Raw genomic sequence first — 25,926 nt, 5'->3', positions numbered from 1 at the left:
GACCCGTGGTCGTCGGCCGCGTCCGTCAGGCGGTGACGAGTCGATCGCTCTCCGCGTGGTGGCACGCGACCAGGCGACCGTCGACGGGACGCTCACGCGGATCATCCTGCTCACAGACCGACTGCTTGTCCGCCGGAAGGAGCTGGTACAGCGGGCAGCGGCTGCGGAAGCTGCAGCCCACGCGGTCGTCGCTGGGGGAGGGGAGGTCGCCGTTCAGCAGGATCCGCTGCCGGCTGCGTTCGAGCTCGGGGTCGGGCACCGGCACGGCCGAGAGGAGCGCCTGGGTGTACGGGTGCTTGGGGTCGGCGAAGATCGTCGCACTCGGCCCGTACTCGACGATGCGGCCGAGGTACATGACCGCGACGTCGTCGGCGATGTGGCGGACGACGGCGAGGTCGTGCGCGACGAAGAGGTAGGACAGGCCGAGTCGCTGCTTGAGGTCCTCGAGGAGGTTGATGACGCCGGCCTGGACGGAGACGTCGAGTGCTGACACCGGCTCGTCGAGGACGAGGATCTTCGGCTCGACGACGAGCGCACGGGCGATGCCGATGCGCTGCCGTTGGCCACCGGAGAACTCGTGCGGGTACCGGCCGGCGAAGGACGGCTCGAGGCCGACGAGTTCGAGCATGGCACCGACCCGGTTCCGGATCTCGGCGGACGAGACCCCGTGCACGGTCAGCGGTTCGCCGATGATGTCCTCGATCGTCATCCGCGGATCGAGCGAGGCCATCGGGTCCTGGAAGACCACCTGGATGTCGCTGCGCAACTTCCTGCGGTCGGGCTTCGAGAGGGTGGCGGTGTCGACGCCGTTCACGTGGATGGTGCCGCCCTGCGTCCGGGCGAGCTCGAGGATCTCCATGATGGTCGTGGTCTTCCCACAACCCGACTCGCCGACGAGGCCGAGCGTGCGGCCGCGCTGGACGCTGAAGGAGACGCCGTCGACGGCGCGGACGGTGCCGATGTTGCGACGGAAGACCACGCCCTTCGTGAGCGGGAAGGCGCGGGTGAGGTCCTTGACGTCGAGGACGGTCTCGGGGGCGACCTCGGCGACGAGTTCCTCCGGCACCTCGTCCGGCCGGGGGAAGATGTCGGGGCGGAGCAACGATCCGTCCGCGATCTCGCCGGCGCGGATGCACGCGGCAGTGTGCTCGATGGAGGTTGCTGGATCGGTGGCCGGGCCGTCGAGCACGGGGAGGAGTGCCGGTTCGCCCTCGAGGCACGCGGCCACGGCGATCGGGCAGCGCGGGGCGAACGGGCAACCGGTCGGGACCTTCGTCAGCAGCGGGGGACGACCCTCGAGGGGGACGAGCCGCTCCTGCTGGTTCGCCGCCATGTTGGGCATCGACCGGAGCAGGCCGATCGTGTACGGCATGAGTGGCTCGCGGAACAGCGGCACGACCGGTGCCGTCTCGACGATGCGGCCGGCGTACATGACGGCGACGCGGTCGGCGTTGCCGGCGACGACACCGAGGTCGTGGGTGATGAGGACGACGGCGGCGCCGGTGATGTCCTTCGCCTCCTGGAGCACCTCGAGGATCTGCGCCTGGATGGTCACGTCGAGTGCGGTGGTGGGCTCGTCGGCGATGATGAGCTGCGGGTCGTTCGCGATCGCGATCGCGATCATCGCCCGCTGCCGCATGCCGCCCGAGAACTCGTGGGGGAAGGACTTCGCCCGGCGCTCGGCGTTCGGGATCCCGACGATCTTGAGGAGTTCGACCGCGCGCGTCTCGGCGGCCCGCTGGGAGAGTGCGGAGTCGTGCAGTCGGAGTCCCTCGGCGATCTGCTGGCCGATGGTGTACACCGGGGTCAGCGCGGAGAGCGGGTCCTGGAAGATCATCGCGATGTCGCGGCCCCGGATCCGCGACAGTTCGCGGTCGGACTGCCCGAGCAGCTCGACCCCGTCGTACCGGATGCTGCCGCTGACCTGCGCGTTGGTCGGCAACAGGCCCATGACGGCCATCGACGACACGCTCTTGCCGGAGCCGGACTCGCCGACGATCCCGAGGAACTCGCCCCGGTGGACGTCGTAGGACACGCCGCGGACGGCGTGCACCGGTGTTCCGGCGTTCGGGAAGGTGACGCTGAGGTCGCGGACCTGGAGGAGCGGCTCGGCCGCCTGGGGGTCAGTCACGGTTGGCTCCTGAGGTCGGGTCGATGGCATCGCGGAGGGCGTCGCCGAGCAGGCTCGACGCGAGCACGGTGATGACGAGGATCGCTGCGGGGAAGACGAACAGCCAGGGGCGGGTGACGGCAGCACTCGCGCCCGCGGCCAGCAGGGTGCCGAGGGAGACGTCGGGTGCCTGGACGCCGAAGCCGAAGAAGCTCAGGGTCGTCTCGGACAGGATCGCCGCTCCGATGCCGAGGGTAGCGTCGATGATGAGGAGGCTGGCGACGTTCGGGATGATGTGCCGACGGATGATGGTGAACCCGGGGACGCCCATGAACCGAGCAGCCTTGACGTACTCGCGCTCCCGCAGGGACATCGTCTGTCCGCGGATCACCCGGGCGAGCACCATCCATCCGAAGAGCACGAGGAACACCACGAGGGCGAGCCAGGAGAGCGACTTGAACGCGGGGCTCAGCAGGACGAGGAGGAAGAAGCCGGGGATGACGAGGAGGAGGTCGATGAACCAGACGATCGCCTTGTCCCAGACGCCGCCGACGTAGCCGGCGATCGCGCCCACGAGCCCGGCGATGATGGCCGCCCCCGGTCCCACGATGAGTCCGATGACGATCGACTTCTGCAGCCCGACGAGGGTCTGCGCGTACACGTCCTGGCCGATGTTGTTCGTGCCGAACCAGTGGTCGAGCGACGGCGGCTGGCTGAAGGCGAGGCCGTCCTGGTCGGTGAAGGACCACGGGGACAGCAGCGGTCCGATGAAGGCCCACAGGATGATGAAGAGCAGGACGCCGCCACCGATGCGTGCGCGCTTCGTGGCGAGCACCTTCCGGAGGATCGTGCGACCACGTGACTGCGGGCGCTTGGGTGCGCCGCGCATCGTCTCGGGTTCACCGACGGTCAGCGTCGTTGGGTCGGTCAGTGCCATGTCGTTACACCCGCACTCTCGGGTCGAGCGCCGCATAGATCACGTCGGAGAGCGTTCCGGCGATGAGGACGAGGATGGAGGTGAAGAGGATGGTCCCGGCCGCGGCGTTGATGTCCGAGTTCGAGACGCTGGTGAGGAGGTACTCGCCCATGCCGTGCCAGCTGAACACGTTCTCGGTCACGCTGGCACCCGTGAGGATGAGCCCGAACGAGTAGGCGAAGAAGGTGGACATCGGGATGAGGGCGACGCGGACGCCGTGTCGGATGATCGCCGAGCCGCGGGTGCGACCCTTCGACCGGGCGGTGCGGATGTAGTCGGCGCTCATCACGTCGAGCATCGCGCTCCGCTGGTACCGGGAGTAGGAGGCGACGGCGCCGACGGTCAGGGTGATGGTGGGGAGGAGCAGGTGCATGGCCCGGTCGCCGAGCTGGGTCCAGAAGCCGCCTTGGAGGCCGGCGGTGTACTCGCCGGTGAAGTTGATGATGTTCGTGCCAACCGTCTGGTTGAGCGTCGTCGCCAGGATCATGAGCACGACGCCGATGACGAACACCGGCATCGCCAGGATCGTGAACGAGGCGTAGGTGATGATCTGGTCGCTGGCCCGGTACTGGCGGACGGCGCCCCAGACGCCGAGGGCGACGCCGATGACCGCGCCGAGGATCGTGCCGATGACGAGCAACCGGAGGCTCGTGCCCGACCGCTCGAAGATGTCCGCCGTCACTTGCGTCCCGCGGGTGCTCACCCCGAGGGAGCCGGTGGTCACGAGGTGCGTCACCCAGTCCCAGAGGCGCTCGAGCAACGGCACCTTCGGGTTGACGCCCATCTTGTCCAGCGCGGCGTCGATCGAGGCTTGGGGGATGGGCGGGTTCTTGCCGAGGAACCGGGCCGAGGGCTGGAGGGTCATGCTCACGAGGACGTAGCCGAGCATGGTGGCGATCGCGGAGAGGAACAGGTAGTTGACCAACCGCCGTGCAATGAACCCGATCATGTACCAGCCTTGCGAAGTCGTGGACGGGGACCGCGTCGTCCCGTCAGCTGTGCTCCCCTCGTGGGGTGGAGACACTGTAACCCCCAACCGCGGGGAATCAGAAAACGACGCGTGTTCTCAGGAAACGAAACGTATGTTTCCGGCTCGTGCCGTCGAGAAATCGAAACGGTAACAATTCGTGCCCACTTGTGGGGGATCGTCGGAGCGGGTGCAAGATGGTCCACATTGGCCTGCGCGCCTTCCGCTCCGCATCGGTGCGGGCTCGTGCAGTAACACGTCACGAAAGGTGGATCTCGATGAGTTCCAGAACACAGGGATCGCGGCGCCGCGGCGGGATGATCCTCGCCGGCGTCTCGATCGTCGCCCTCGCATTGACGGCTTGCACCGGCGGCGGTTCAGGCGGAGGCGGCTCCACCGCGAAGCCGATCGAGCTGTCCGGTACCGGTTGGGAGCGAGCGGACGCCGACCAGATCGCGCAGGGCGGCACGCTCAACCTCGCGGTCGACGCGATCCCCGCGAACTGGAACCTGTACAACCTCGACAGCGGCACCGTCGACGACCAGTTCCTCAGCAACCTCTACACGCCGTCGTTCATCAACATCAAGGAAGACGGCACCTGGGAGGCGAACCCCGACTTCGCGACCTCCGTCGAGTTGAAGACCGAGGACCCGCAGGTCGTCGAGGTCAAGATCAACCCCGACGCCGTCTGGTCGGACGGTACGGCGATGAGCGTCGACGACTTCGCCGCGACGTGGAAGTCGCTCAACGGCGTCGACCCCGCGTACGCGCCCACCGCGACGAACGTCTGGAAGGACATCGAGTCCGTCACGGCCGGCGACAGCCCGCAGGACGTCCTCATCACGTTCAAGAACAAGAACGCCGACTGGCCCTCCATCCTCGGCAACATCTGGCCGAAGTGGCTCGGCGCGACGCCCGAGTCCTTCAACACCCTCTGGGCGACCGGTCCCTACGCCGCCGACGGCACCACCTACGTGTCCGGCGGTCCGTACATCGTGAGCAAGATCGACCAGACCGGTGCGGTCGTGACCTTCGAGCCCAACCCGAAGTGGTGGGGCGACAAGCCGAAGCTCGACAACATCATCTTCAAGCAGGTCTCCCGTGCGGGTCTCGCCCAGGCGTTCTCGAACAGCGAGATCGACGTCTTCAGCATCGGCTCGAACGCCGACAACTACCAGACGGCTCAGAAGCGCAGCGACGCCCAGATCCAGCGGTCACGTGGCACGAACTACAACCACATCACGCTGAACGGCACGTCCGAGGTCCTGAGTGACCCCGAGGTCCGTCAGGCGTTCGCGAAGTCGATCAACCGCAAGACCATCGCCGAGTCCCGCCTGGCGGCAATCGACGCCCCGACCGACCTGCTGAACAACCTCATCTTCCTCCCCGGCCAGGACGGCTACGAGGACGACGCCTCGAAGGTGCTCGGCTACGACATCGACGCCGCCAAGAAGCAGCTCGAGGACGCCGGTTGGACCGAGGGCAGCAACGGCATCCGTGAGAAGGACGGCAAGAAGCTGACCATCCGCTACGTCATCGACTCCGAGAACCCGGTCTCGGCCGAGACCTCGCAGCAGGTGCAGGCCCAGGTGAAGGAAGCCGGTTTCGACCTGCAGATCGACACGGTCCCGGCCGACGACTTCTTCACGAAGTACGTCACCACCGAGACCCGCGACTTCGACGCCGTGAGCTTCGCCTGGCAGGGCACCGCGTTCCCGATCTCCAGCACGGAGTCGATCTTCTACCCGGCTGACTCCGGGCAGAACTTCCCCGGTGTCACCGACGACTCGCTCGGCGAGCTGTGGGCGAGCGCGAACGCCGAGCTCGACCCGCAGAAGCGTCTCGAGATCGCGAAGGAGATCGACAAGAAGATCGTCGCCCTTGCGACGACGATCCCGCTGTTCCCGGTGCCGTACACCTACGGCGTCAAGACCGGTCTCGTGAACTACGGCCCGACCCAGTTCGAGACCATCGACTGGAAGAACGTGGGCTGGAAGAACTAGGCGACACAAGGGGCTCACCTGAGCCTCGGAACGACGGGCATCGGCGGTCCTCCGCCGGTGCCCGTCGGCGTTCAGGCGCTGGAGAGGTCGCCTGCGGTATGATGGTCCGTCGGCACCATCGTGCCCGAATCCCATCCACTTGAAGGAAGCCACCCTTTTATGGCGCTCGCCACTCGTTCCGATCTGCGCAATGTCGCGATCGTGGCCCACGTTGACCACGGCAAGACGACCCTCGTCGACGCCATGCTGCGACAGACCAACTCTTTCGCCGAACACGCCCACCTCGAAGAACGCGCCATGGACTCGAATGAGCTCGAGCGCGAAAAGGGCATCACCATCCTCGCCAAGAACACGGCGATCTCGTACAAGGGCGAACACGCCACCGACGGCCCGATCACGATCAACGTCATCGACACCCCGGGCCACGCCGACTTCGGTGGTGAGGTCGAGCGCGGCCTCTCCATGGTCGACGGCGTCGTGCTGCTGGTCGACGCCTCGGAGGGCCCCCTCCCGCAGACCCGCTTCGTGCTCCGCAAGGCGCTCGAGGCCAAGCTGCCCGTCATCCTGCTCGTCAACAAGACCGACCGTCCCGATGCCCGCATCGACGAGGTCGTCGTCGAGAGCCAGGACCTCCTCATCGGTCTCGCGAGCGACATGGTCGACGACGTCCCCGACCTCGACCTCGACGCCGTCCTCGACGTCCCGGTCGTCTACGCCTCGGGCAAGGCCGGCCGCGCGTCGTCCAACAAGCCCGCCAACGGCGAACTGCCCGACAGCGAAGACCTCGAGCCGCTGTTCGCAGCGATCCTCGAGCACATCCCGGCTCCGCAGTACGACGACGAGCACCCGCTGCAGGCGCACGTCACCAACCTCGACGCCTCGCCGTTCCTCGGTCGCCTCGCGCTCCTGCGCATCTTCAACGGCACGCTGAAGAAGGGCCAGACGGTCGCCTGGGTCCGCCACGACGGCGACGTCCACAACGTGCGCGTGACCGAGCTCATGATCACGAAGGCCCTCGACCGCTACCCGGCCGAGAGCGCCGGCCCCGGCGACATCGTCGCCGTCGCCGGTTTCGCCGACATCATGATCGGCGACACGCTGGCCGACCCCGAGGACGTCCGCGCCCTCCCGGCCATCACGGTCGACGACCCGGCCATCTCGATGACCATCGGGACCAACACCTCGCCGCTCATGGGCAAGGTCAAGGGCCACAAGCTCACCGCACGCATGGTCAAGGACCGCCTCGACCGCGAGCTCATCGGTAACGTCTCGCTCAAGGTCCTCGACATCGGCCGCCCCGACGCCTGGGAGGTCCAGGGTCGTGGAGAGCTCGCGCTCGCCATCCTCGTCGAGCAGATGCGTCGCGAGGGCTACGAGCTCACCGTCGGCAAGCCGCAGGTGGTCACCAAGCGCATCGACGGCAAGGTCCACGAGCCGTACGAGCACCTGACCATCGACGCACCCGAGGAGCACCTCGGCGCGATCACCCAGCTCCTCGCCGCTCGTAAGGGCCGCATGGAGAACATGGCGAACCACGGCACCGGTTGGGTGCGCATGGAGTTCATCGTCCCGTCGCGCGGCCTCATCGGCTTCCGCTCCGAGTTCCTCACCGCCACGCGCGGCACGGGTATCGCCAACGCGTTGGCACACGGCTACGGCGAGTGGGCCGGTGCGATCACGACGCGCAACAACGGCTCGATCGTCGCCGACCGCTCCGGTGTGGTCACGCCGTTCGCGATCATCGCCCTGCAGGAGCGCATGTCGTTCTTCGTCCAGCCGACCGAAGAGGTCTACGAGGGCATGGTCATCGGCGAGAACTCGCGCAACGACGACATGGACGTGAACATCACCAAGGAGAAGAAGCTGACCAACATGCGTCAGTCCTCCGCGGACAACTTCGAGTCGATGACGCCGCCGCGCGTCCTCACCCTCGAGGAGAGCCTCGAGTTCGCCCGTGAGGACGAGTGCGTCGAGGTCACGCCCGAGCACGTGCGCATCCGCAAGGTCGAGCTCGACGCTCAGGCCCGCCAGCGCAGCTACTCGCGTCTCAAGAAGCAGTCCGAGTAGGCAGCACGTTCGCATCGCCGACGCCCGGTCCTCCCAGGAAGACCGGGCGTCGGCTCGTTAAGCTGATGGCATGCGCCGACCCGCCTCCCTCGCCCTGCTGGCCGCCCTCGTCCTCGCTCCCACGCTCGCCGGGTGCAGCGTCATCGAATCGACCGTGAAGGACTCGGTCGAGCAGGGCATCCGAGACGCGACCGGCGGGGACTTCGACGTCAACCTCGATGAGGGCCTGCCGGACGGCTATCCGACGGACGCCGTCCCGGTCGTGGAGGGCACGGTCAACGGCGGTCGCGGCACGGTCGATGGCAAGGACACCTTCGTCGTCACCGTGCAGGCGACGGACGCCGCGACGGCCGCGAAGGACGCCCTCGTCGCGGCCGGCTTCACGATCGACGGGGAGATCGCGAACGGCGACGGTTCGATCGTGACCCTGTCGACGACGGCCTACGACGTGAAGCTCGTGGCCTCGGCCGACAGCATCCTCTACACCGTGACCGTCAAGTAGCACGTCGACCGGCTCAGTGTCCGGGGTTGGCCCGACGGACGCTACGCGAAGAGCGTCTCGCCCACCCAGCCGTCGGTGCTCGCGCCCGGGGGCACGGCGAAGATCGCGGAACCGACGTGCTTGATGTACTCGTTGAGCGCGTCCGTCGCGAGGGCACGCTGCACGTCGATGAACTGCTGCGGTGAGCGCTGGTACGACATGAAGAACAGGCCGGCGTTCAGCCGCCCGAGGTCGTCGTTGCCGTCGACGAAGTTGTACCCGCGCCGGAGGAGCTTCGTGCCCTTGAGCTGGGTCGGGTGCGCCAGGCGCACGTGGGAGTGCTTGTCGATGAGCGGCTGGTCCGTCGCGCCGACCGCGGCGAAGTCGGGTTCCGTGAACTCCTTGCCGCCCGACAGCGGAGCGCCCTCGCCCTTGCTCCGGCCGATGACGCGCTCCTGCTCCTGGAGCTGCGCGCGGTCCCAGGTCTCGATGATCATGCGGATCTTGCGGACGACGAGGTAGGAGCCGCCGCTCAGCCAACTGGCCGTGTCGCCGTCCTGCACCCACACCTGCGCTTCGACCGTCTTCGTCTCCTCGGACTTCACGTTGGCGGTGCCGTCCTTGAAGCCGAACAGGTTGCGCGGGGTGACCTGGCTCGTGGAGGTGGAGGACGTCCGACCGAAGCCGAGTTGCGACCAGCGGATGGAGGCGCGTCCGAACGCGATGCGGCTCAGGTTGCGGATCGCGTGGACGGCGACCTGTGGGTCGTCGGCGCACGCCTGGATGCAGAGGTCGCCGCCGGTGAGGCCGGCCTGCAGGTTGTCGCCCGTGAACCGGGGCAGTTTCTGCAGCTCGGGTGGCCGACGGTCGGCGATGCCGAAGCGGTCCGTGCCGTCCTCCGCGGCGAAGAGGGTGGGACCGAACCCGAAGGTGATCGTGAGTCCACTCGCGGGGAGCCCGAGCGCCTCTCCGGTGTCGACCGGGGGAGCGAGCGGGGAACCGTCGACGGCGCCACCCGCCGCGACCTCCTGCCCCTGCGTCATCCGTGCCGCGGCGACACTCCAGTCCTGGAGCAGCTCGATGAGTTCCTCCCTGGTGGTGCCCGCCGACACGTCGTAGGCGGCGAAGTGCAGCCGGTCCTGAGCCGGCGTCGTGATCCCGCTCTGGTGCGCTCCGGCGAACGGGTACACGGTGGTGACGCCCGCGCTGCTCGCCGAGGCCGTCGCGGCCGCGGTGATCGCGACCGTCGCGCCGGCGCCTGCCGCGAGTCCGGCGGCCCCGGCTCCGGCCAGGCCGAAGAGCGCCCGACGCGAGAGACCCCGCCGTGGGGTGTCGTCCGTCGGAGAGGACGGTGCCTCGGGTTCAGGACTGGTGGGGGGAGTCTGCTCGGTCATCGGACCTCATGCTATTCAGGGGTGGCTGGAAGACCGCGGGGCCGGAACCCCCAGAATGCTCTGAGTCGTTCCGGCCCGGTGTGCCGCGACGGCGGCGGGCCCGGTGCGGTCTACTCGGCGACGCCGAGCACCGTGTGGGTGAGCTGCGAGAGCGGCTCGGAGAGGGCGTTGACCTGGTCGGAGAGTTCCTTGCGCTGGTCCTCGGTGACGGTGTCGTAGCTCACGAACCCGCTGTCGAGGCTGCCGTACTTCGCGAGCAGGTCCTGCAGTGCCGTGAACTCCGTCTCGATCTGGCCGACGAGCTTCGTGCCGGCGTCGCCCTTGCCGGCGGCGATGTCCTTCACGTTGCCGAAGGCCACCTCGGCGCCCTGGACGTTCGCGGCGAAGTCGTAGAGGTCGGTGTGCGACCACCAGTCCTCCTCACCGGAGATCTTGCCGACGGCGACCTCGTCGAGGAGGCCGATGGCGCCGTTCGAGATGTCGCCGAGGCTCACGGTGAAGTCCTTCTCGGAGACGAGGTCGAAGAGCTGCTGGACGTCGTCGACGAGTCCGGTGGCGAACTGCTGACGCTGCTCAGGCGTGGACGCGGTCCAGTCCATGAGGGCGCTCGTCCCGTCGGAGTTGAGGGCGTCTGCTGCCGGCGGCCAGAGGTCCTTCTCGATCCGGTGGAAGCCCGTCCAGTCGAGGCCCTCGGCGACGGCGTCGACCTCGCGGTAGTCGATCTTCGGATCGAGGTCGCCGAAGGCCTCGGCGGTCGGCTCGATGCGCTCGTAGGAGACGCGGGTCGAGGCGAAGAGTGCGCGGGCGGTCTCGTCGTCGCCGGCCGCGTAGGCGTCGGTGAACGCCTTGACCTGCGGCACGAGCTCGGCGACCTGCGACTTGATGTACGCGACGTAGTTCGTGACAGCCTGGTCGGTGAGCTCCTGCTCGTCCTTCGACACGGCGGCGTTCTCACCGCTGACGGTGAACTCGGCGAGGCCGACGGGAGCGCCGACGAGCTGGAACTTGCAGGCCGTGTAGTACGTGCCCGGGTTCAGCTGCGCCACGTACGAGACGGTCTGCCCGGGGGTGACGTTCTCCTTCTCGCCGACGATGCGGAGCTTGTCGGAGGCGAGGATCTCGAACTCGTTGACGTCGGTGCCGTTGTTCGTGATGGAGAACGTCACGGCGCCCGCCGTCGCCTTGGCGACGGACACGGAGCACGAGTCGTCCGTGATGTCGACGGTGAGCGCGTCGGTGCCCGTGTTGTTCGGGACGCAGCCCGTGAGCGCGAGGGCGAGGACGCCCGCGCCTGCGAGGCCGGTCATGATGCGGTGCTGCATGGAGACTCCTGTCGGAAGGTGCTGGTGCTGTGCTGTGTGAACGTGGGCCCTGCCGCGTCAGCCGCTCGTCGCGACGCGGTTGGTGACCGTGGTCGGGCGGCGACGCCCGAGCCCTGAGACCCGGACGAAGCAGACGAGTGTGACGACCAGGTACAGCAGCCACGCGATGAACTGTGCCCAGGTCGGAGCGGGGGTGAAGTTGAAGAGGCCGCCGAGGACGGTGCCGTACCAACTGGTGGGCGGGACGACGGCGCTGAGGTTGAAGGCGGCCTGGCCCCAGCCGGGGATGACACCGGCCTCCTGGAGGTCGCCCACCCCGTAGGCCAGGACGCCTGCGGCGACGACCACGAGGAAGAGCCCGGTCCAGGTGAAGAAGGTGCCGAGGTTGATCCGGACGAAGCCGCGGTAGATGAGGTAGGCGATGACGACGGCCGTGAGGATGCCGAGGAGGGCCCCGATGGATCCGACGACGGCGTTCTCGCCGGAGTTGACGCTGGCCCAGATGAAGAGCGCGGTCTCGATCCCCTCGCGTCCCACGCTGATGAAGCCGAGGACCACGATGCCGACGGCGGAACCGGCGACGGCCGCGTCGAGTCGGGACTCGAGGTCGTGCTTCAGCTCTCGGGCGTTGCGGCCCATCCAGAAGATCATCCAGGTGACGAGACCGACGGCCAGGATGGAGAGGCCGCCGCCGAGGATCTCCTGCGCCTGGAAGCTCAACCCGTACGGCCCCCAGGTGAGGATCGCGCCGACGCCGAGCGAGACGACGATCGCGACGGCGACGCCGAGCCAGAGCCGGAGGAGGACGTCGCGTCGGCCGAGCTTGTTCAGGTAGGCGACGAGGATGCCGACGATGAGGCCGGCTTCGAGGCCTTCGCGGAGGCCGATGAGGTAGTTCGCGAGCACGTGACCGGACTTTCGGGCGTCGAGCAGGCGGTCGCCCGGGGGAGGCCGTCGTTGCTGGGTGGGAGGCTTCCGAGGGCGCGCCGGGCGAGGACCGTGGTCCGGGCGGGGCGCTGCGACTTCGGAACGCGGTTGGGTAAGGCTAACCTTATCCGCCCTCGACCATAGCGGCAGACGCCGAGACTGTCCAGATACAATCGGCGGATGACCGATCCGGCTTCCGACCCCCGCTTCGCGAGCGCTCCCGCCGCTGCCGACCGCTGGCTCCCGGCGCCGACGGAACCGGATGACGCTCCGCGCGAGCAGACCACCGCGTCCCGCGTCATCGGGGTCGTCCTCGCCTTCCTCGTGGGGCTCGCCTACGGGGCCATCGGCACGGTCGCGCACGCCTGGGCGCCGTCGGTGCTCGGCATCGCCCTCCCCGTCGGGCTGATCCTCGGGATCCTCGGCGTCGGCATGCTGCTGCTCGGCCTGCGCATCGTCCTCGGCGACCGGCTCGCGGCCGCTGCGGCCGCCTTCGGCGTCATCCTCATGATCGGCGTGCTGCTGCTCGAGAGCACCGGCGGGTCGGTCCTCATCCCGCAGAGTGTCTCCGGCCTCGTGTGGACCATCGCCCCCGGCCTCGTCGCCGTCCTGGTCGTGGCCTGGCCGAAGCTGCCCGAGCGCAAGCGCGAGACCCCGATGGCACGTCCCGCCGGGCCGCCGTCGGAGCCGTTCGCCAGCTCGCCGCAGGCGTAGACTGGACACTCAGTGCTCGTGAAGGGAGCCACCCGCCCGTGACCTACGTGATCGCCCTGCCGTGCGTCGATGTGAAGGACCGCGCCTGCATCGACGAATGCCCCGTCGACTGCATCTACGAGGGTGAACGCTCGCTCTACATCCACCCTGACGAGTGCGTCGACTGCGGTGCGTGCGAGCCGGTCTGCCCGGTGGAGGCCATCTATTACGAGGACGACCTGCCCGAGGAGTGGGCGGACTACTACAAGGCCAACGTCGAGTTCTTCGACGAGGTCGGGTCGCCGGGCGGCGCCGCCAAGGTCGGGGTCATCCCATCGGATCACCCGCTCATCGCCGCGCTGCCGCCGCAAGCCCACGAGTAGCCGCGTGGCACTGCAGCCGCTGCCCGACTACCCCTGGGACCTCATGGCCCCGTACGCGGAACGGGCGCGTCGGCACCCGGACGGCATCGTCGACCTGTCGATCGGCTCGCCGGTCGACGCGACGCCGGACCTCATCCGCGACGCCCTGCGTGACGCCACCGACGCTCACGCGTACCCGACGACGATCGGTACGCCCGAGCTCCGTCAGGCGATCACCGCCTGGTTCGCCCGCCGCCGCGGTGTCGGCGGACTGTCACCCGACGCCGTCCTGCCGACGATCGGCTCCAAGGAGCTCGTGGCACTGCTCGCCTTCCTGCTCGGGCTCGGCGAAGGCGACACGGTCGTGCACCCGGTGGCCGCCTATCCGACGTACGCCGTCGGCGCGGCGATCGCCGGTGCCGACGCGGTCGCGGCCGACGATCCGGCCGAGTGGCCCGAGAGCACCCGCCTCGTCTGGCTCAACTCGCCGGGCAACCCGGACGGACGGGTGCTCTCGATCGAGGAACTGCGCGCCGCGTTTGCTCGGGCGCGCGAACTCGGTGCCGTCCTCGTGGGCGACGAATGCTACGCGGAACTCGGCTGGGAGGGGGAGTGGTCCGACACCCCGACCCCGTCGGTGCTCGACCCGCGCGTGACCGATGGGGACCACAGTGGCGTCCTCGCGATCTACTCGCTGAGCAAGCAGTCGAACCTGGCCGGGTACCGTGCCGCCTTCCTCGCCGGAGACGAACGGCTCGTGCAGCGCCTGGTCACCGTGCGGAAGCACGCGGGACTCATGCTGCCGGCCCCGCTCCAGGCGGCCATGGTCGCCGCCCTGGGTGACGACGAGCACGTGGCCGAGCAGAAGGCGCGGTATCGCGCCCGGCGCGAGGTGCTGCTCCCGGCGGTCCGCGAGGCGGGCTTCCGCGTCGACCACAGCGAGGCCGGCCTCTACCTGTGGATCACCGAGGGTCGCGGCGCGTGGTCCAGCATCGACCGCCTGGCGTCCATCGGCATCCTCGGGGGCCCTGGCGTGTTCTACGGTGACGCCCACCCCGATCACGTGCGGTTGTCGTTGACGGCGAGCGACGAGCGGATCGCCGCGGCCGCCGAGCGACTCCGAGGCGTGCGCCCGATTTCAGGGTGAACTCCAAGGAAGTCGCCGGATCACTGTGGGAAACAGCAGTGGGCCCGGAACCCGATTAGGCTGTATGTGACACGCCGTCGTATCGGAGGGCGATGTCCAGTCCCTATCGCACGAAGATACGAGGAGGCGCCGTGGGCGACGTCGAGAAACAGGCTTCCACCGAGACGCAGCAGGTCACCCTGAACTACCCCGGCGGAACAGCCGAATTCCCGATCCACCGGTCAGCCCAAGGCGCGTCGAGTATCGACGTCTCCTCGCTCACCCGGCAGACCGGCCTGACGACGCTCGACTACGGGTTCGTCAACACGGCTGCCACCAAGTCGGCGATCACGTACATCGACGGCGACCAGGGCATCCTCCGCTACCGCGGGTACCCGATCGAGCAGCTCGCCAAGCAGTCGACGTTCCTCGAGGTCGCCTGGCTCCTGATCCACGGTGAGCTCCCGACCGCCGACGAGCTCGGCGGGTTCGACGAGAAGATCCGTCGTCACACGCTGCTGCACGAGGACCTCAAGCGGTTCTTCTCGGCGCTCCCGCACACGGCGCACCCCATGGCGGTGCTGTCCAGTGCCCTGCAGGCGATGTCCACGTACTACGAGTCGGACGCGAACCCGCACGACCCCGACCACGTCGAGCTCACCACGGTCCGTATGCTCGCGAAGCTCCCGGTCATCGCGGCGTACGCGCACAAGAAGTCCGTGGGCCAGGCGTTCCTGTACCCGGACAACTCCTTGAGTTTCGTCGACAACTTCCTCAAGTTGAACTTCGGCAACCTGGCCGAGCCCTACGAGATCGACCCGGTCCTGTCGAAGGCCCTCGACCTGCTCCTGATCCTCCACGAGGACCACGAGCAGAACGCGTCGACCTCCACGGTCCGTCTGGTCGGGTCGACGGGCGCCAACCTGTACGCCTCCGTGTCGGCTGGCATCAACGCCCTCTCCGGGCCGCTGCACGGCGGTGCCAATGAGGCGGTGCTGCAGATGCTCGGGCGCATCCAGGAGTCCGGCGAGGGCGTCCAGCGCTTCGTCGACCGGGTCAAGAACAAGGAAGACGGCGTGAAGCTCATGGGCTTCGGGCACCGCGTCTACAAGAACTACGACCCGCGGGCCAAGCTCGTCAAGGAGAGCGCCGGCGAGGTCCTCCGTGCGCTCGGGATCAACGACCCGCTGCTCGACCTGGCGCAGGAACTCGAGCAGATCGCCCTCGAGGACGACTACTTCAAGGAGCGGAAGCTCTACCCGAACGTCGACTTCTACACGGGCGTCATCTACAAGGCCATGGGCTTCCCGACGCGGATGTTCACGGTGCTCTTCGCCATCGGGCGACTTCCCGGATGGATCGCGCACTGGCGTGAGATGAACCTCGACCCGCAGACCAAGATCGGTCGCCCGCAGCAGCTGTACACGGGTTCGCCCGAGCGGTCCTTCCCGACGCGGTAGTCGCGCCTCGGCCGATCACGAGAACGGCCCCGCATCCGAGGATGCGGGGCCGTTCCGTGTCCGTGATCGGGGACCCGGGCCCGCCGTCCGGTCCCTGAGCCGGTTGTCCGGTCCCTGAGCTTGTCGAAGGGCTCAGGCGTGCAACGCCGCGTTCAGCTCGACGCCGGAGCCGGAGCGGGGGAGGACCTCCACAGCGCCCGTGAGTGAGTTGCGCCGGAACAGGAGGTTCGGCACCCCGGAGAGCTCGACGGCCTTGACGGTGCGCGGAGCCCCCTCGGTGGTTGCGGCGGCTCCGGCGAGGACGACCTTGGTGCCGGCCGTCACGTAGAGGCCGGCCTCGACGACCGAGTCGTCGCCGATCGAGATGCCGATGCCGGAGTTCGCCCCGAGGAGCGCGCGCTGGCCGATCGCCACCCGCTGCGTGCCCCCGCCGGACAGGGTGCCCATGATGGACGCGCCGCCGCCGATGTCGCTGCCGTCACCGACGACGACTCCCTGGGAGATGCGGCCCTCGACCATGGACGACCCGAGGGTGCCCGCGTTGAAGTTGACGAAGCCCTCGTGCATGACGGTCGTCCCCGGAGCGAGGTGGGCACCGAGCCGGACACGGGAGGCGTCGGCGATCCGCACCTTGTCCGGAGTCACGTAGTCGAGGAGCCGCGGGAACTTGTCGATGCCGGTCGCGTGGATGCCCGCGCGGAGGAGCGACGGTCGGAGTCGGTCGAAGTCGGCCGGGTGCACCGGTCCTGCATTCGTCCACACGACGATGGGCAGGTGTGCGAAGACGCCGTCGAGCGAGATCGTGTTCGGACGGACGAGGAGGTGGCTGAGCAGGTGCAGGCGCAGGTAGGCGTCCGGCGTGTTCGCCGGGGCGGCCTGCAACTCGATCTCGACGGTGACGATGTCGATCCGCACGGCCCGCCGGTCGTCGTCGGTCGCGAGGGCCTCGAGCTCCGCCGGAGCGATCCAGCGGTCGCGGCCCTCGGGGATCCGGCCGAGCGTCGGCTCAGGGAACCAGGTGTCGAGCACGGTTCCGTCGCTGGCGATCGTCGCGAGGCCGGAGCCCCAGGCGTGGGTCGGAACGGGCGTTTCGGCAGTCGCGGCAGTCATGGCTCCAGGGTAGCGGCGAACGTCCGGAGAGACGGCCGACGCCCAGGGTCGCGGCCAATACACTGGTTCCATGCCAGCCGATGTCCCCGTACTCGACCTGTCCGTCTCCTCCGTGGAACTCACCCGGCAGCTGTGTGACATCGCCTCAGTGTCGGGGGACGAGGTGCGGATCGCCGACGCGGTGGAGGCGGCGCTCGGCGGGTGCGACCACCTCACGATCGTGCGCGACGGCGACACGGTGGTCGCGTCGACGTCCCTCGGCCGCGCGCAGCGGGTCATCATCGCCGGCCACCTCGACACCGTCCCGATCAACGGCAACGTCCCGACCCGCTTCGAGGAGCATGCGGGCGAGGCGACGCTGTGGGGGCGAGGAACGGTCGACATGAAGGGGGGTGTCGCCGTGCAGTTGAAACTCGCGGCCGAGCTCACCGACCCCATCGTCGACATCACCTGGATGTGGTACGACAACGAGGAGGTCGCGTCGGACCGCAATGGTCTGGGCCGGCTCGCGAAGCACCACCCGGAGCTGTTCGTCGGGGATTTCGCCATCCTCGGGGAGCCGAGCAACGCGGGCGTTGAGGGCGGGTGCAACGGAACGCTCCGCGTCGAGGTCAGCGCCTTCGGCAAACGCTCGCACGCGGCGCGGAGCTGGGTCGGCGTCAACGCCATCCACGCGATCTCGCCGGTCCTCGCGACGCTCGCCGCCTACACCCCTCGCGAGGTCGAGGTCGACGGGCTCGTCTATCGGGAGGGCGTCAACGCCGTCGCCATCCACGGCGGCGTCGCCGGGAACGTGATCCCGGATCTGGTCACCGTCGAGGTGAACTACCGGTTCGCGCCCAGCCGGACGGGAGCGGAGGCACTCGCCCACCTCGAGGAGCTCTTCTCCGGCTTCGAGGTCGTGCAGACCGATGTCGCGGAAGGTGCCCGCCCCGGCCTCGACGCGCCGATCGCCCAGGACTTCCTGGCGGCGGTCGGGGGGACGCCGGCACCGAAGTACGGCTGGACCGACGTCGCCCGCTTCTCCGCGTTGGGTGTGCCCGCGGTCAACTACGGCCCTGGCGACCCATTGCTCGCGCACGCGGACGACGAACGCGTCCCGCTCGCCCAGATCGAGGAGTGCGAGCGGGGCCTCCGAGCCTGGCTGCAGGGTACCGATGGCCGCTAACGCGGAGGTCCGGGTAGCGGTCGACGAACGGCCCTCGATGCTCCGGCGGTGGGTGCGCCTGCCCGTGTGGGGGCGCATCGGCATCGTCTACGTGCTGTCCCGGCTCGTGACGACGGCGATGTTCGCGTTCGCGAGCCTCCTGTCGGCTCCGGACTCCCGGTTCGGTGCGTTCCCCTCGCTCGGCACCCTCGCCGCGGGGTGGGACGGCCAGTGGTACTGGTGGATCGCGACGTACGGCTACCCGAGCCAGCTGCCGCTCGACAGCGCCGGACGGGTCGCCGAGAACGCCTGGGCCTTCATGCCCGTCTATCCCGGTGTGGTGAAGGGGCTGTCGGTCGTCACGTTCCTGCCGTGGCCGGTCATGGCGGTGCTCGTGTCCCTGGGCTGCGGGTTCGGCAGTGCGCTGCTGTTCCACCGGCTGATGCGGACGCGTCTGGACGCCGGCCAATCGATGTTCGCCGTCGTCCTGTTCTGCATCGCACCGCTCAGCGCCGTGTTCCAGCTCGCCTACGCGGAGTCGATGTTCCTCCTCCTGCTGACGCTGGCGCTTTTGCTCCTCGTGACCCGCCGGTACGGGTGGTTGCTCGCGGTCATCCCGGTCATGGCCTTCACCCGACCCGGGGTCCTGGCGTTCGCGCTCCTGCTCGGACTCCACCTGGTCGTGCGGGTGGTCACGCGACGCCGCGACCCGCTCGCCCGGCGCGACGTCCTCCTCATCCTCGTCGGGGGAGCGTTGGCGGCGGTAGCGGGCTTCGCCTGGATGGTCATCGCCGGCCTCGTGACGGGCCGTCCCGAGGCATACCTCCAGACCGAGCTGGCCTGGCGCGCCGCCTTCATCGGTGAGCAACCGCTCGTGCCGTTCTCGGCGTGGATCCAGGGCGGGCAGTTCTGGTTCGGGGACGGGCCAGGCCTCGTGGTCGTCCTCGCCGTCTTCGTGGGCTCCGCGCTCCTCCTGTTCGTCCCGGCGGTCCGTCGCCTCGGCGTCGACCTCCGGCTGTGGGTGGCGTCGTACCTGCTGTACCTCTTCGCGGTCTTCTTCCCGCAGACGAGCGTCTTCCGGCTGCTCGTCCCGGTCTTCCCGTTCCTCGGTGCCGTCGCCGTCCCGCGAAACCGGTGGTACCGCGGCGGCGTCGTCGTCCTCTCCCTGGCGCTCCAGTGGTGCTGGATCTTCGTCATGTACGGCCTCGCGAACGCCTATTGGACCATTCCGTAGCCGCTGTTCGGGCGTCATCCCGCGCCTCGCCGCGTTCAGGATTATCACGAGCCCCCGTGATACGCGATAATAGGGGTCAGTCGAATAACGAGAGGGGACTCGCATGGCCGCAATGAAGCCACGCACCGGAGACGGGCCAATGGAGGCCGTGAAGGAGGGTCGGCTCATCATCGTGCGAGTGCCTCTTGAAGGGGGAGGGCGTCTCGTCGTGTCGGTCAACGACGCAGAGGCTCAAGAACTGCACGATGCACTCGCGGGTGTGGTGAGCGCGGGCTGAGCCCCGTCACCGACGCCGCATGAGCTGAGGACCGGCCGTCATCATCGCCCCAGGGCGAGGGTGGCGGCCGGTTCGTCGTACTCGGGACTCAGACGCCGGGCTTGGTGATCTGGAGCAGACCGTCTCCGGCGGGGGAGAGAGCGCTGACGACCGCGTCGGACGCGGAGATCTCCTGGACGAGCGATCGGAAGAGGCCGGTGGTCTCGTCGCGCTGCGTCGGGTCGGCGACCTTGCCGCGCCAGAGTGCGTGCGGCACGAGGACGGTTCCGCCGGGCCGGACGAGTCGGAGGCCATGCTCGACGTACTCGATCACGGATCCCGGATCGCCGTCGACGAGGACGAGGTCGTAGGAGTTCTCGTTCATGCGGGGCAGCACGTCGAGCGCGCTGCCGGTGATGAGGCGGATGCGGTTGGTGGTGATGCCGGCCTCCGTGAACGCCGCCCGAGCCTGCTGCTGGTGGACGATCTCCGTGTCGATGGAGGTCAGCACGGCGTTCGTGGCGCCGCGGAGGAGCCAGAGTCCGGAGACGCCCGTCCCGGTGCCCACCTCGACGATGGACTCCGCGCGGGTCGCCGCGGCGACCACTGCGAGCTGTGCGCCGATCGCCGGGGAGATCGCCTCCACGCCGAGTTCGTGCGCGTGCGCACGAGCGGTGTGCATCGCAGCACTCTCGACGACCACGTCGCCCGCGTACTTCCAGTTGAGATTGTGTTCTGACACCTTGCCTCCGGATCTCAGCGTATGGCCTGCAAGGGCTCCGCGAGCTGAGGCTCGCGCGGTAGTCTGATCACGTGTTCGGTCTGACGTTCGACAAACTCCTCATCATCGGGGTCATCGCCGTGTTCCTGCTCGGTCCCGAGCGTCTGCCGTATTACGCGTCCCAGCTGGCGAGGCTCGTCCGGACCCTCCGCGACCTGGCCTCCGGCGCGAAGGACCGGATGCGCGAGGAGATGGGCCCGGAGTTCGACGAGGTCGACTGGAAGAAGCTCGATCCCCGACAGTACGATCCCCGGCGCATCATCCGCGAAGCCTTGCTCGACGACGAGCCGCCGGTGACGCCGACGACCGCGCCCCTGGCTGCTGCGCCGGCAGCCGCGGCGGCAGCGACCGCCCCGTCCCTCGAGAAACCGAAGTCGATCCAGGCGTCGACCGACGAGCGTCTTCGCCGCCTGGCCGCCGGGGAGACGGCGGCACCGCCGTTCGACCTCGAAGCCACCTGAGTCCGGAGCGTCCTGCGCGACGCGTTCCGCGCCGGCCGCTTCAGCTCGTGCTGACGCCCAGGCGCTTCCCGGCCAGGCCACGTGGACGGCCCGCGAGCTGCCCCGCCAGACGGAGGATCTCGGCGGCCGCAGGATCCGCCGGGTCCGAGAGCACGACCGGTCGTCCGGTGTCGCCGCCCTGCCGGAGCGTGACGCTCAGCGGGACGGAGGCGAGCAGCGGTACCGGTTCGGTCTGACCGACGGAGAGCCTCGTCGCGAGTGCCTCGCCGCCACCGGTGCCGAACAACGGCAGGACGCTGCCGTCGGGCTGTGGAAGGCCCGCCATGTTCTCGATGACGCCGTACACGCGTTGGCCGGTCTGCCGTGCCACCACCCCGCTGCGCTCCGCGACCTCGGCGGCGGCCGGCTGCGGCGTCGTGACGACGAGCACCTCGGCGTGCGGGAGCAACTGACCGATCGAGATCGCGACGTCACCCGTGCCCGGGGGGAGGTCGAGCAGCAGGACGTCGAGATCGCCGAAGAACACGTCCGTGAGGAACTGCTGGATCGTGCGGTGGAGCATCGGGCCGCGCCAGGCGACGGCGACGGCGGTGGTCCCGTCGGTCGGCGCGTCGATGAACATGCCGATCGACACGACCTTCACGCCGTGCGCGACGGGCGGCAGGATCATGTCACCGACCTGGGTCGGTTTCACGGCGACGCCGTTCTCGACGAGGCCCAGCAGACCTGGGATGGAGAAGCCGTGGACGTCGGCGTCGACGAGCCCCACCCGCAGGCCTCGGGCGGCGAGGGCGACGGCCAGGTTGGCGGTCACCGTGGACTTGCCGACACCACCCTTGCCGCTCGTGACCGTGTACACCCGCGTCAGCGAGTCCGGACCGAACTGGACGCCACGCGCGCCGCGGCCCCCGCGGAGACGGTCGGTCAGGGCCTGCCGTTCCGCGGTGGACATCACCTGGACGTCCACCGCGACCTGCGTCACCCCGGGCGTGGATGCGGCGGCCTCCCGTACGTCGCGTTCGATGCTCGTCGCCGCCGGGCACCCGACGATGGTGAGCTTGATCGTGATGTCGGCCGCGCCCTGATCGTCGACGTCGATCGGGCCGACCATGTCGAGTTCGGTGATCGGCTTGCGGATCTCGGGGTCGATGACCCGTCCGAGCGCCGTCCTGATCCGGTCGGCGAGCTCCGCGTCAGCCACGCCGGCGCTCTGGCCCGTCGTGCTCGGGCTGATCGGTGCGGTCCCGGTCCAGCTCCTCGAGCAGGGAACGCAGCTCGGCGCGGATGAAGTCCTTCGACGCCATGTCCTTGAGCGCCAGGCGGAGCGCGACGACCTCGCGGGCGAGGTACTCGGTGTCGGCGAGGTTGCGCTCGGACCGCTGACGGTCCTGTTCGATCTGCACGCGGTCGCGGTCGTCCTGACGGTTCTGAGCCAGCAGGATGAGCGGCGCGGCGTAGGACGCCTGGAGCGACAGCACCAGGGTCAGCGCGACGAAGCCGATGTCGACGGAGTCGAACCGGAGGGACATCGGGCCGTACGTGTTCCAGGCGATCCAGAGGATGACGAAGAGGGTCAGGCCGACGAGGAACCAGGGCGTCCCCATCGCCCGGGCGATCCACTCGGTGAACCGTCCGAAGCGGTCGCGCGAGGCGGGCGCGCGCCGGATGGAACGGACGGAGCTGCGCAGCCCCTTGGGTGCGTCGAGTCGGACTTCATTGCGGGGAGCTCGTGCCACGACCTGCCCTCCTTCCGTTCGATCCGATGCGCTGTTCCGCAGCCGGGAGTTCGTCGTTCTCGTCGATGCTCCGCCAGTCGTCGGGGAGGAGGTAGTCGAGCACGTCGTCGATCGTCACGACCCCGAGCAGCCGATGCTGCTCGTCCACGACGGGGACCTGGACGAGGTTGTAGCTCGCGAGGATACGCGAGACCTCGGCGGCCGAGGTGCGGACCCCCACCGGATCGAGACTCTGGTCGAGCAGGGTCCCGAGCCGCTCGTGCGGCGGGTACCGGAGCATCCGCTGGAAGTGCACCATGCCGAGGAACCGGCCCGTGGGCGATTCGTACGGCGGAAGCGTGATGCAGACCCCGGCGGCCAGTGCGGGGGCCAGCTCCGAGCGCCGGATCGACGCGAGGGCCTCGGCGACCGTCGCGTCGGCGGAGAGGATGATCGGTTCGGTCGTCATGAGCCCACCCGCGGTCTCCGGATCGAACCGGAGGAGCATGCGGACGTCTTCGGCCTCCTCCGGCTCCATGAGCTCGAGGAGGTGTTCACCACGATCCTCGGGGAGCTGGGCGATGAGGTCGGCCGCGTCGTCGGGTTGCATCTGGTCGAGGACGTCGGCGGCGCGGTCGTCGTCGAGCTGCGCGAGGATGTGCACCTGGTCGGTCTCGGGCATCTCCTCGAGCACGTCGGCGAGCCGGTCGTCGGACAGCTCCTCGGCGACCTCGATCATCCGATCGCGCGGGAGGTCGAGGAGGGTGTTGGCGAGGTCGGCCGGCTTCAGATCGGCGTACGTCGCGATCAGCTGCTCGGCGGACTGCGCCTCACCGAGCTCCTGCTCCTCCCGCAGTTCGTTCCAGGTGGCGAAGGTCGTCGGGCCCTTGACGAAGGGCGAGGCGGTGGTCTTCGGGCGTCGGACGAAGAGTTGCGACACCTGCCACTCGCCAGGGCCCTGCTCCTCGATCGCGACGTCCTCGATCGTCGCCTCCTCGCCGTTCGCCCGGAAGACGACGCGCCGCCCGAAGAGTTCGGCGATCACGCGGACCTCGCCGCCGCGCTGTTCGAACCTGCGGACGTTGATGAGGCCGGTGGTGATGATCTGCCCGGCACCGATGCTCGTGACGCGTCCGATGGAGACGAAGACGCGACGTTTGCCCGGGATCTCCACGATCAGGCCGACGACGCGCGGGGATTTGCCGGTGCGGTACACGACGAGCACGTCCCGGACCTTGCCGACACGATCGCCCGCGGGGTCGAAGACGGTGCACCCGGCGAGCCTGGCGACGAACACTCTGGTTGCACTCACGCCTACTAACCTACCCGCCGGTGGCCTGCCAGGACGGACCCCTGGGGGTGGGATGAGAGGATGGAGGCATGAGTGATCCGCGACAGTTCGGCCGCAAGTGCGCCCCGGCGCTCGGCGTCATCCCGCGAGGCGAGACGGTGGCCAGCTACGACAGCTACGAGTCCGCGCAGGCCGCGATCTCCTCCCTCGCCCACACCGACTTCCCGGTGAAGGAGATCTCGATCGTGGGCAGTGACCTGAAGAGCGTCGAACGCGTGACCGGGCGGCTCAGTTACGGGCGTGCCGCGGGCGCCGGTGCCGTCAGCGGCGCCTGGCTCGGTCTGTTCCTCGGACTCGTCCTCGTCATCTTCAACCCGGAGACGAACCTCATGCTGTTGGGCGCGGCGGTGCTCATGGGTGCCGCGTTCGGCATGCTGTTCGGCATCGTCTCCTACTCGGTGACGCGGAAGCGTCAGGAGTACACCTCGGCCACGCTCGTCATCGCCACGCGGTACGACCTCGTCGTGGGCGACGAGCTCGCGAACCGGGCGCGCAACCTGCTCGAGCGCGGCCCGGCGTCCGACGCGGGCTGACCCGCGGCGTCGGACGCCGAGCGGCGGAACGGCGCGCGGGCCTCAGCGGGCGAGCCAGGCCTCGACCTCGTCGGCGGTGCGCGGGATGCCGGCGGACAGGTTCTCCGCGCCGTCCTCGGTCACGAGGATGTCGTCCTCGATCCGGACGCCGATGCCGCGGTACTCCTCGGGGACCGTGAGGTCGTCGACCTGGAAGTACAACCCGGGCTCGATCGTGAACACCATGCCCGGTTCGACGACCGCGTCGGCGTACATCTCGCGCCGCGCCTGGGCGCAGTCGTGCACATCCGTCCCGAGGTGGTGGCTCGTGCCGTGGACCATGTACCGCCGGTGCTGCTCGTTCTCCTTGAGCAACGCCTCCTCCGCGGTCACGGGGAGCAGCCCCCACTCGGCGGTCTTCCGGGCGATGACGGCCATCGCCGCAGCGTGCACCTCGCGGAACCGGATGCCGGGGCGGACGATGGCGAAGGCTTCGTCTGCGGCCTCACGGACCGCCTCGTACACCCGACGCTGCACCTCCGTGAAGGTGCCCGAGACCGGGATGGTCCGCGTGATGTCCGCCGTGTAGTAGCTGTCGAGTTCCACGCCGGCGTCGATCAGGATGAGGTCGCCCGGGAGGACCCGTCCGTCGTTCCGCGTCCAGTGGAGGATGCAGGCGTGTGGTCCGGCGGCAGCGATGGTCTCGTAGCCCACGCCGTTCCCGTCGGCACGGGCGCGACCAGCGAAGACGCCCTCGACGATGCGCTCGCCACGCTCGTGCGCGAGCACCTTGGGCAGCTCGGCGATGACGTCGTCGAACCCTCTCGCGGTCGCATCGACGGCGAGGCGCATCTGAGCGATCTCGTATCGGTCCTTCACGAGGCGCATCTCGGAGACCGCCCGGGTGAGGTCGGCGTCGACGTCTACCGTCAGGTCGGTCGCGTCCGCGTGGAACGCCGAGAGGTCTGCGGTCGCGATCGCGAGATCGGCGGCCACCTGGGCCAGCGACGGGCGGGCTCCGATCCAGAACTCGCCGATGGCGGCGTTCGTGTAGAACTCGTCGGTGTCGCGCCCTGCCCGCTCCCGGAAGTACAGCGTCGCGGTGTGGCCGGACTCCTCCGGGTCGAGGACGAGCACGCTGTCCGGCTCGGCATCCGCTGCCCAGCCGGTGTAGTACGAGAAGGCCGAGTGCGCCCGGTAGAGGTAGTCGGTGTCGTTCGAGCGCTGCTTCATCCCACCCGCGGGGAGGACGAGGCGCTGGCCGGGGAACAGCGCCGACAGCCGGTCGCGACGGGCCGCGGCGAGGCTCGCCGTCTCGCGTGGCTCGGGGAGCACCTCGGGGCGGTCTGCCCAGCCGGTGCCGATGAACGCGCGGAAGCCTTCCGACCAGGCGGCCGCCCGGTTGGAGGTCGCCTCGGTCTGGACGGTGTTCGAACTGGATGTGTCTGCGGAAGTCGCCATGGTTCCATTG

The 25,926-nt window shown here is 69.0% G+C and carries 24 protein-coding genes; 12 read left to right on the top strand and 12 right to left on the bottom strand.

Annotated features, from left to right (window positions below; genetic code table 11):
* Positions 1 to 25 precede the first annotated feature (25 nt).
* From ASF68_RS04375 to ASF68_RS04365, 3 genes are read right to left on the bottom strand one after another with little or no spacing between them, the layout of a single operon-like run.
* A complete protein-coding gene (locus tag ASF68_RS04375) occupies positions 26 to 2,161 on the bottom strand; it encodes an ABC transporter ATP-binding protein (protein WP_056007306.1) in 2,136 nt (711 codons plus the stop codon).
* The gene (locus ASF68_RS04370) at positions 2,124 to 3,047 is read right to left on the bottom strand and encodes an ABC transporter permease (protein WP_082498644.1); all 924 of its coding nucleotides are present in this window, start codon (positions 3,045 to 3,047) and stop codon (positions 2,124 to 2,126) included. Before ASF68_RS04370 ends, ASF68_RS04375 begins: the two co-directional genes overlap by 38 nt.
* A 4-nt stretch (positions 3,048 to 3,051) precedes the next feature.
* Positions 3,052 to 4,035 (bottom strand): ABC transporter permease, encoded by a 984-nt coding sequence (locus ASF68_RS04365; RefSeq protein ID WP_056007303.1) that lies wholly within the window; start codon positions 4,033 to 4,035, stop codon positions 3,052 to 3,054.
* Positions 4,036 to 4,331: 296 nt separating this feature from the next.
* On the opposite strand from ASF68_RS04365, the gene ASF68_RS04360 reads away from it, so the two are divergent.
* The 3 genes from ASF68_RS04360 (at position 4,332) to ASF68_RS04350 (ending at position 8,625) form a co-directional block, all read left to right on the top strand.
* Positions 4,332 to 6,056, top strand: coding sequence for an ABC transporter family substrate-binding protein (locus ASF68_RS04360; RefSeq protein ID WP_162239338.1), 1,725 nt, complete (start codon positions 4,332 to 4,334; stop codon positions 6,054 to 6,056).
* A gap of 159 nt (positions 6,057 to 6,215) precedes the next feature.
* The gene (gene typA, locus ASF68_RS04355; RefSeq protein ID WP_056007297.1) at positions 6,216 to 8,123 is read left to right on the top strand and encodes a translational GTPase TypA; all 1,908 of its coding nucleotides are present in this window, start codon (positions 6,216 to 6,218) and stop codon (positions 8,121 to 8,123) included.
* A gap of 70 nt (positions 8,124 to 8,193) precedes the next feature.
* Entirely contained in the window at positions 8,194 to 8,625 is a 432-nt protein-coding gene (locus tag ASF68_RS04350; RefSeq protein ID WP_056007294.1) for a hypothetical protein, read from the top strand.
* A gap of 41 nt (positions 8,626 to 8,666) precedes the next feature.
* Here the strand turns inward: ASF68_RS04350 and efeB are convergent, their stop codons facing one another.
* The 3 genes from efeB to efeU all read right to left on the bottom strand — a co-directional run bounded on the left by efeB (position 8,667) and on the right by efeU (position 12,226).
* Entirely contained in the window at positions 8,667 to 9,998 is a 1,332-nt protein-coding gene (efeB, locus tag ASF68_RS04345) for an iron uptake transporter deferrochelatase/peroxidase subunit (RefSeq protein WP_056007292.1), read from the bottom strand.
* Positions 9,999 to 10,108: 110 nt separating this feature from the next.
* Positions 10,109 to 11,320 carry an iron uptake system protein EfeO gene (efeO, locus tag ASF68_RS04340; protein WP_056007290.1) on the bottom strand — a complete coding sequence of 404 codons (1,212 nt, stop codon included), beginning with the start codon at positions 11,318 to 11,320 and terminating at the stop codon, positions 10,109 to 10,111.
* Positions 11,321 to 11,377: 57 nt separating this feature from the next.
* Entirely contained in the window at positions 11,378 to 12,226 is an 849-nt protein-coding gene (gene efeU, locus ASF68_RS04335) for an iron uptake transporter permease EfeU (protein WP_056007287.1), read from the bottom strand.
* A 201-nt stretch (positions 12,227 to 12,427) separates the two neighbouring features.
* Between efeU and ASF68_RS04330 the strand changes: the two genes are divergently transcribed.
* From ASF68_RS04330 to ASF68_RS04315, 4 genes are all read left to right on the top strand, one after another.
* On the top strand, positions 12,428 to 12,961 hold the full coding sequence (locus ASF68_RS04330) for a hypothetical protein (protein ID WP_056007284.1): 534 nt from the start codon (positions 12,428 to 12,430) through the stop codon (positions 12,959 to 12,961).
* Positions 12,962 to 12,999: 38 nt separating this feature from the next.
* Entirely contained in the window at positions 13,000 to 13,323 is a 324-nt protein-coding gene (gene fdxA / locus ASF68_RS04325; RefSeq protein ID WP_056007281.1) for a ferredoxin, read from the top strand.
* 4 nt (positions 13,324 to 13,327) lie between these two features.
* The gene (dapC, locus tag ASF68_RS04320) at positions 13,328 to 14,449 is read left to right on the top strand and encodes a succinyldiaminopimelate transaminase (protein ID WP_056007278.1); all 1,122 of its coding nucleotides are present in this window, start codon (positions 13,328 to 13,330) and stop codon (positions 14,447 to 14,449) included.
* Between the two features lie 179 nt (positions 14,450 to 14,628).
* Complete coding sequence (locus ASF68_RS04315; protein WP_056011358.1) at positions 14,629 to 15,888, top strand: citrate synthase; 1,260 nt, start codon at positions 14,629 to 14,631, stop codon at positions 15,886 to 15,888.
* Between the two features lie 132 nt (positions 15,889 to 16,020).
* Here ASF68_RS04315 and dapD read toward each other — a convergent pair whose 3' ends face one another.
* Entirely contained in the window at positions 16,021 to 16,998 is a 978-nt protein-coding gene (gene dapD / locus ASF68_RS04310; protein ID WP_056007275.1) for a 2,3,4,5-tetrahydropyridine-2,6-dicarboxylate N-succinyltransferase, read from the bottom strand.
* A gap of 70 nt (positions 16,999 to 17,068) precedes the next feature.
* On the opposite strand from dapD, the gene dapE reads away from it, so the two are divergent.
* The 3 genes from dapE (at position 17,069) to ASF68_RS18450 (ending at position 19,656) form a co-directional block, all read left to right on the top strand.
* Positions 17,069 to 18,166, top strand: a complete 1,098-nt coding sequence (dapE, locus tag ASF68_RS04305; RefSeq protein ID WP_056007272.1) for a succinyl-diaminopimelate desuccinylase — start codon at positions 17,069 to 17,071, stop codon at positions 18,164 to 18,166.
* Positions 18,156 to 19,379 carry a hypothetical protein gene (locus ASF68_RS04300; RefSeq protein ID WP_235526752.1) on the top strand — a complete coding sequence of 408 codons (1,224 nt, stop codon included), beginning with the start codon at positions 18,156 to 18,158 and terminating at the stop codon, positions 19,377 to 19,379. Before dapE ends, ASF68_RS04300 begins: the two co-directional genes overlap by 11 nt.
* Before the next feature lie 103 nt (positions 19,380 to 19,482).
* A complete protein-coding gene (locus ASF68_RS18450; protein ID WP_079002123.1) occupies positions 19,483 to 19,656 on the top strand; it encodes a DUF3117 domain-containing protein in 174 nt (57 codons plus the stop codon).
* 88 nt (positions 19,657 to 19,744) lie between these two features.
* Here the strand turns inward: ASF68_RS18450 and ASF68_RS04295 are convergent, their stop codons facing one another.
* A complete protein-coding gene (locus tag ASF68_RS04295) occupies positions 19,745 to 20,377 on the bottom strand; it encodes an O-methyltransferase (RefSeq protein ID WP_056007266.1) in 633 nt (210 codons plus the stop codon).
* Positions 20,378 to 20,448: 71 nt separating this feature from the next.
* Between ASF68_RS04295 and ASF68_RS04290 the strand changes: the two genes are divergently transcribed.
* On the top strand, positions 20,449 to 20,877 hold the full coding sequence (locus ASF68_RS04290) for a hypothetical protein (protein WP_056007264.1): 429 nt from the start codon (positions 20,449 to 20,451) through the stop codon (positions 20,875 to 20,877).
* 40 nt (positions 20,878 to 20,917) lie between these two features.
* Here the strand turns inward: ASF68_RS04290 and ASF68_RS04285 are convergent, their stop codons facing one another.
* The 3 genes from ASF68_RS04285 to ASF68_RS04275 are packed head-to-tail and all read right to left on the bottom strand — an operon-like array spanning position 20,918 to position 23,904.
* On the bottom strand, positions 20,918 to 22,078 hold the full coding sequence (locus tag ASF68_RS04285) for an Mrp/NBP35 family ATP-binding protein (RefSeq protein ID WP_235526751.1): 1,161 nt from the start codon (positions 22,076 to 22,078) through the stop codon (positions 20,918 to 20,920).
* Entirely contained in the window at positions 22,071 to 22,613 is a 543-nt protein-coding gene (locus ASF68_RS04280) for a DUF1003 domain-containing protein (protein WP_056007258.1), read from the bottom strand. Before ASF68_RS04280 ends, ASF68_RS04285 begins: the two co-directional genes overlap by 8 nt.
* Complete coding sequence (locus ASF68_RS04275) at positions 22,591 to 23,904, bottom strand: magnesium transporter MgtE N-terminal domain-containing protein (RefSeq protein WP_056007255.1); 1,314 nt, start codon at positions 23,902 to 23,904, stop codon at positions 22,591 to 22,593. Before ASF68_RS04275 ends, ASF68_RS04280 begins: the two co-directional genes overlap by 23 nt.
* Positions 23,905 to 23,972: 68 nt before the next feature.
* On the opposite strand from ASF68_RS04275, the gene ASF68_RS04270 reads away from it, so the two are divergent.
* Positions 23,973 to 24,476 carry a general stress protein gene (locus ASF68_RS04270; RefSeq protein ID WP_056007252.1) on the top strand — a complete coding sequence of 168 codons (504 nt, stop codon included), beginning with the start codon at positions 23,973 to 23,975 and terminating at the stop codon, positions 24,474 to 24,476.
* A 42-nt stretch (positions 24,477 to 24,518) separates the two neighbouring features.
* Here the strand turns inward: ASF68_RS04270 and ASF68_RS04265 are convergent, their stop codons facing one another.
* Positions 24,519 to 25,916 (bottom strand): aminopeptidase P family protein, encoded by a 1,398-nt coding sequence (locus ASF68_RS04265; protein WP_056007250.1) that lies wholly within the window; start codon positions 25,914 to 25,916, stop codon positions 24,519 to 24,521.
* Positions 25,917 to 25,926 lie beyond the last annotated feature (10 nt).

Source organism: Plantibacter sp. Leaf314 (genome assembly GCF_001423185.1).
Lineage (GTDB): Bacteria > Actinomycetota > Actinomycetes > Actinomycetales > Microbacteriaceae > Plantibacter.
Note: the sequence above shows the minus strand (reverse complement) of the source record. Positions and strands in the feature narration are given on the sequence as shown.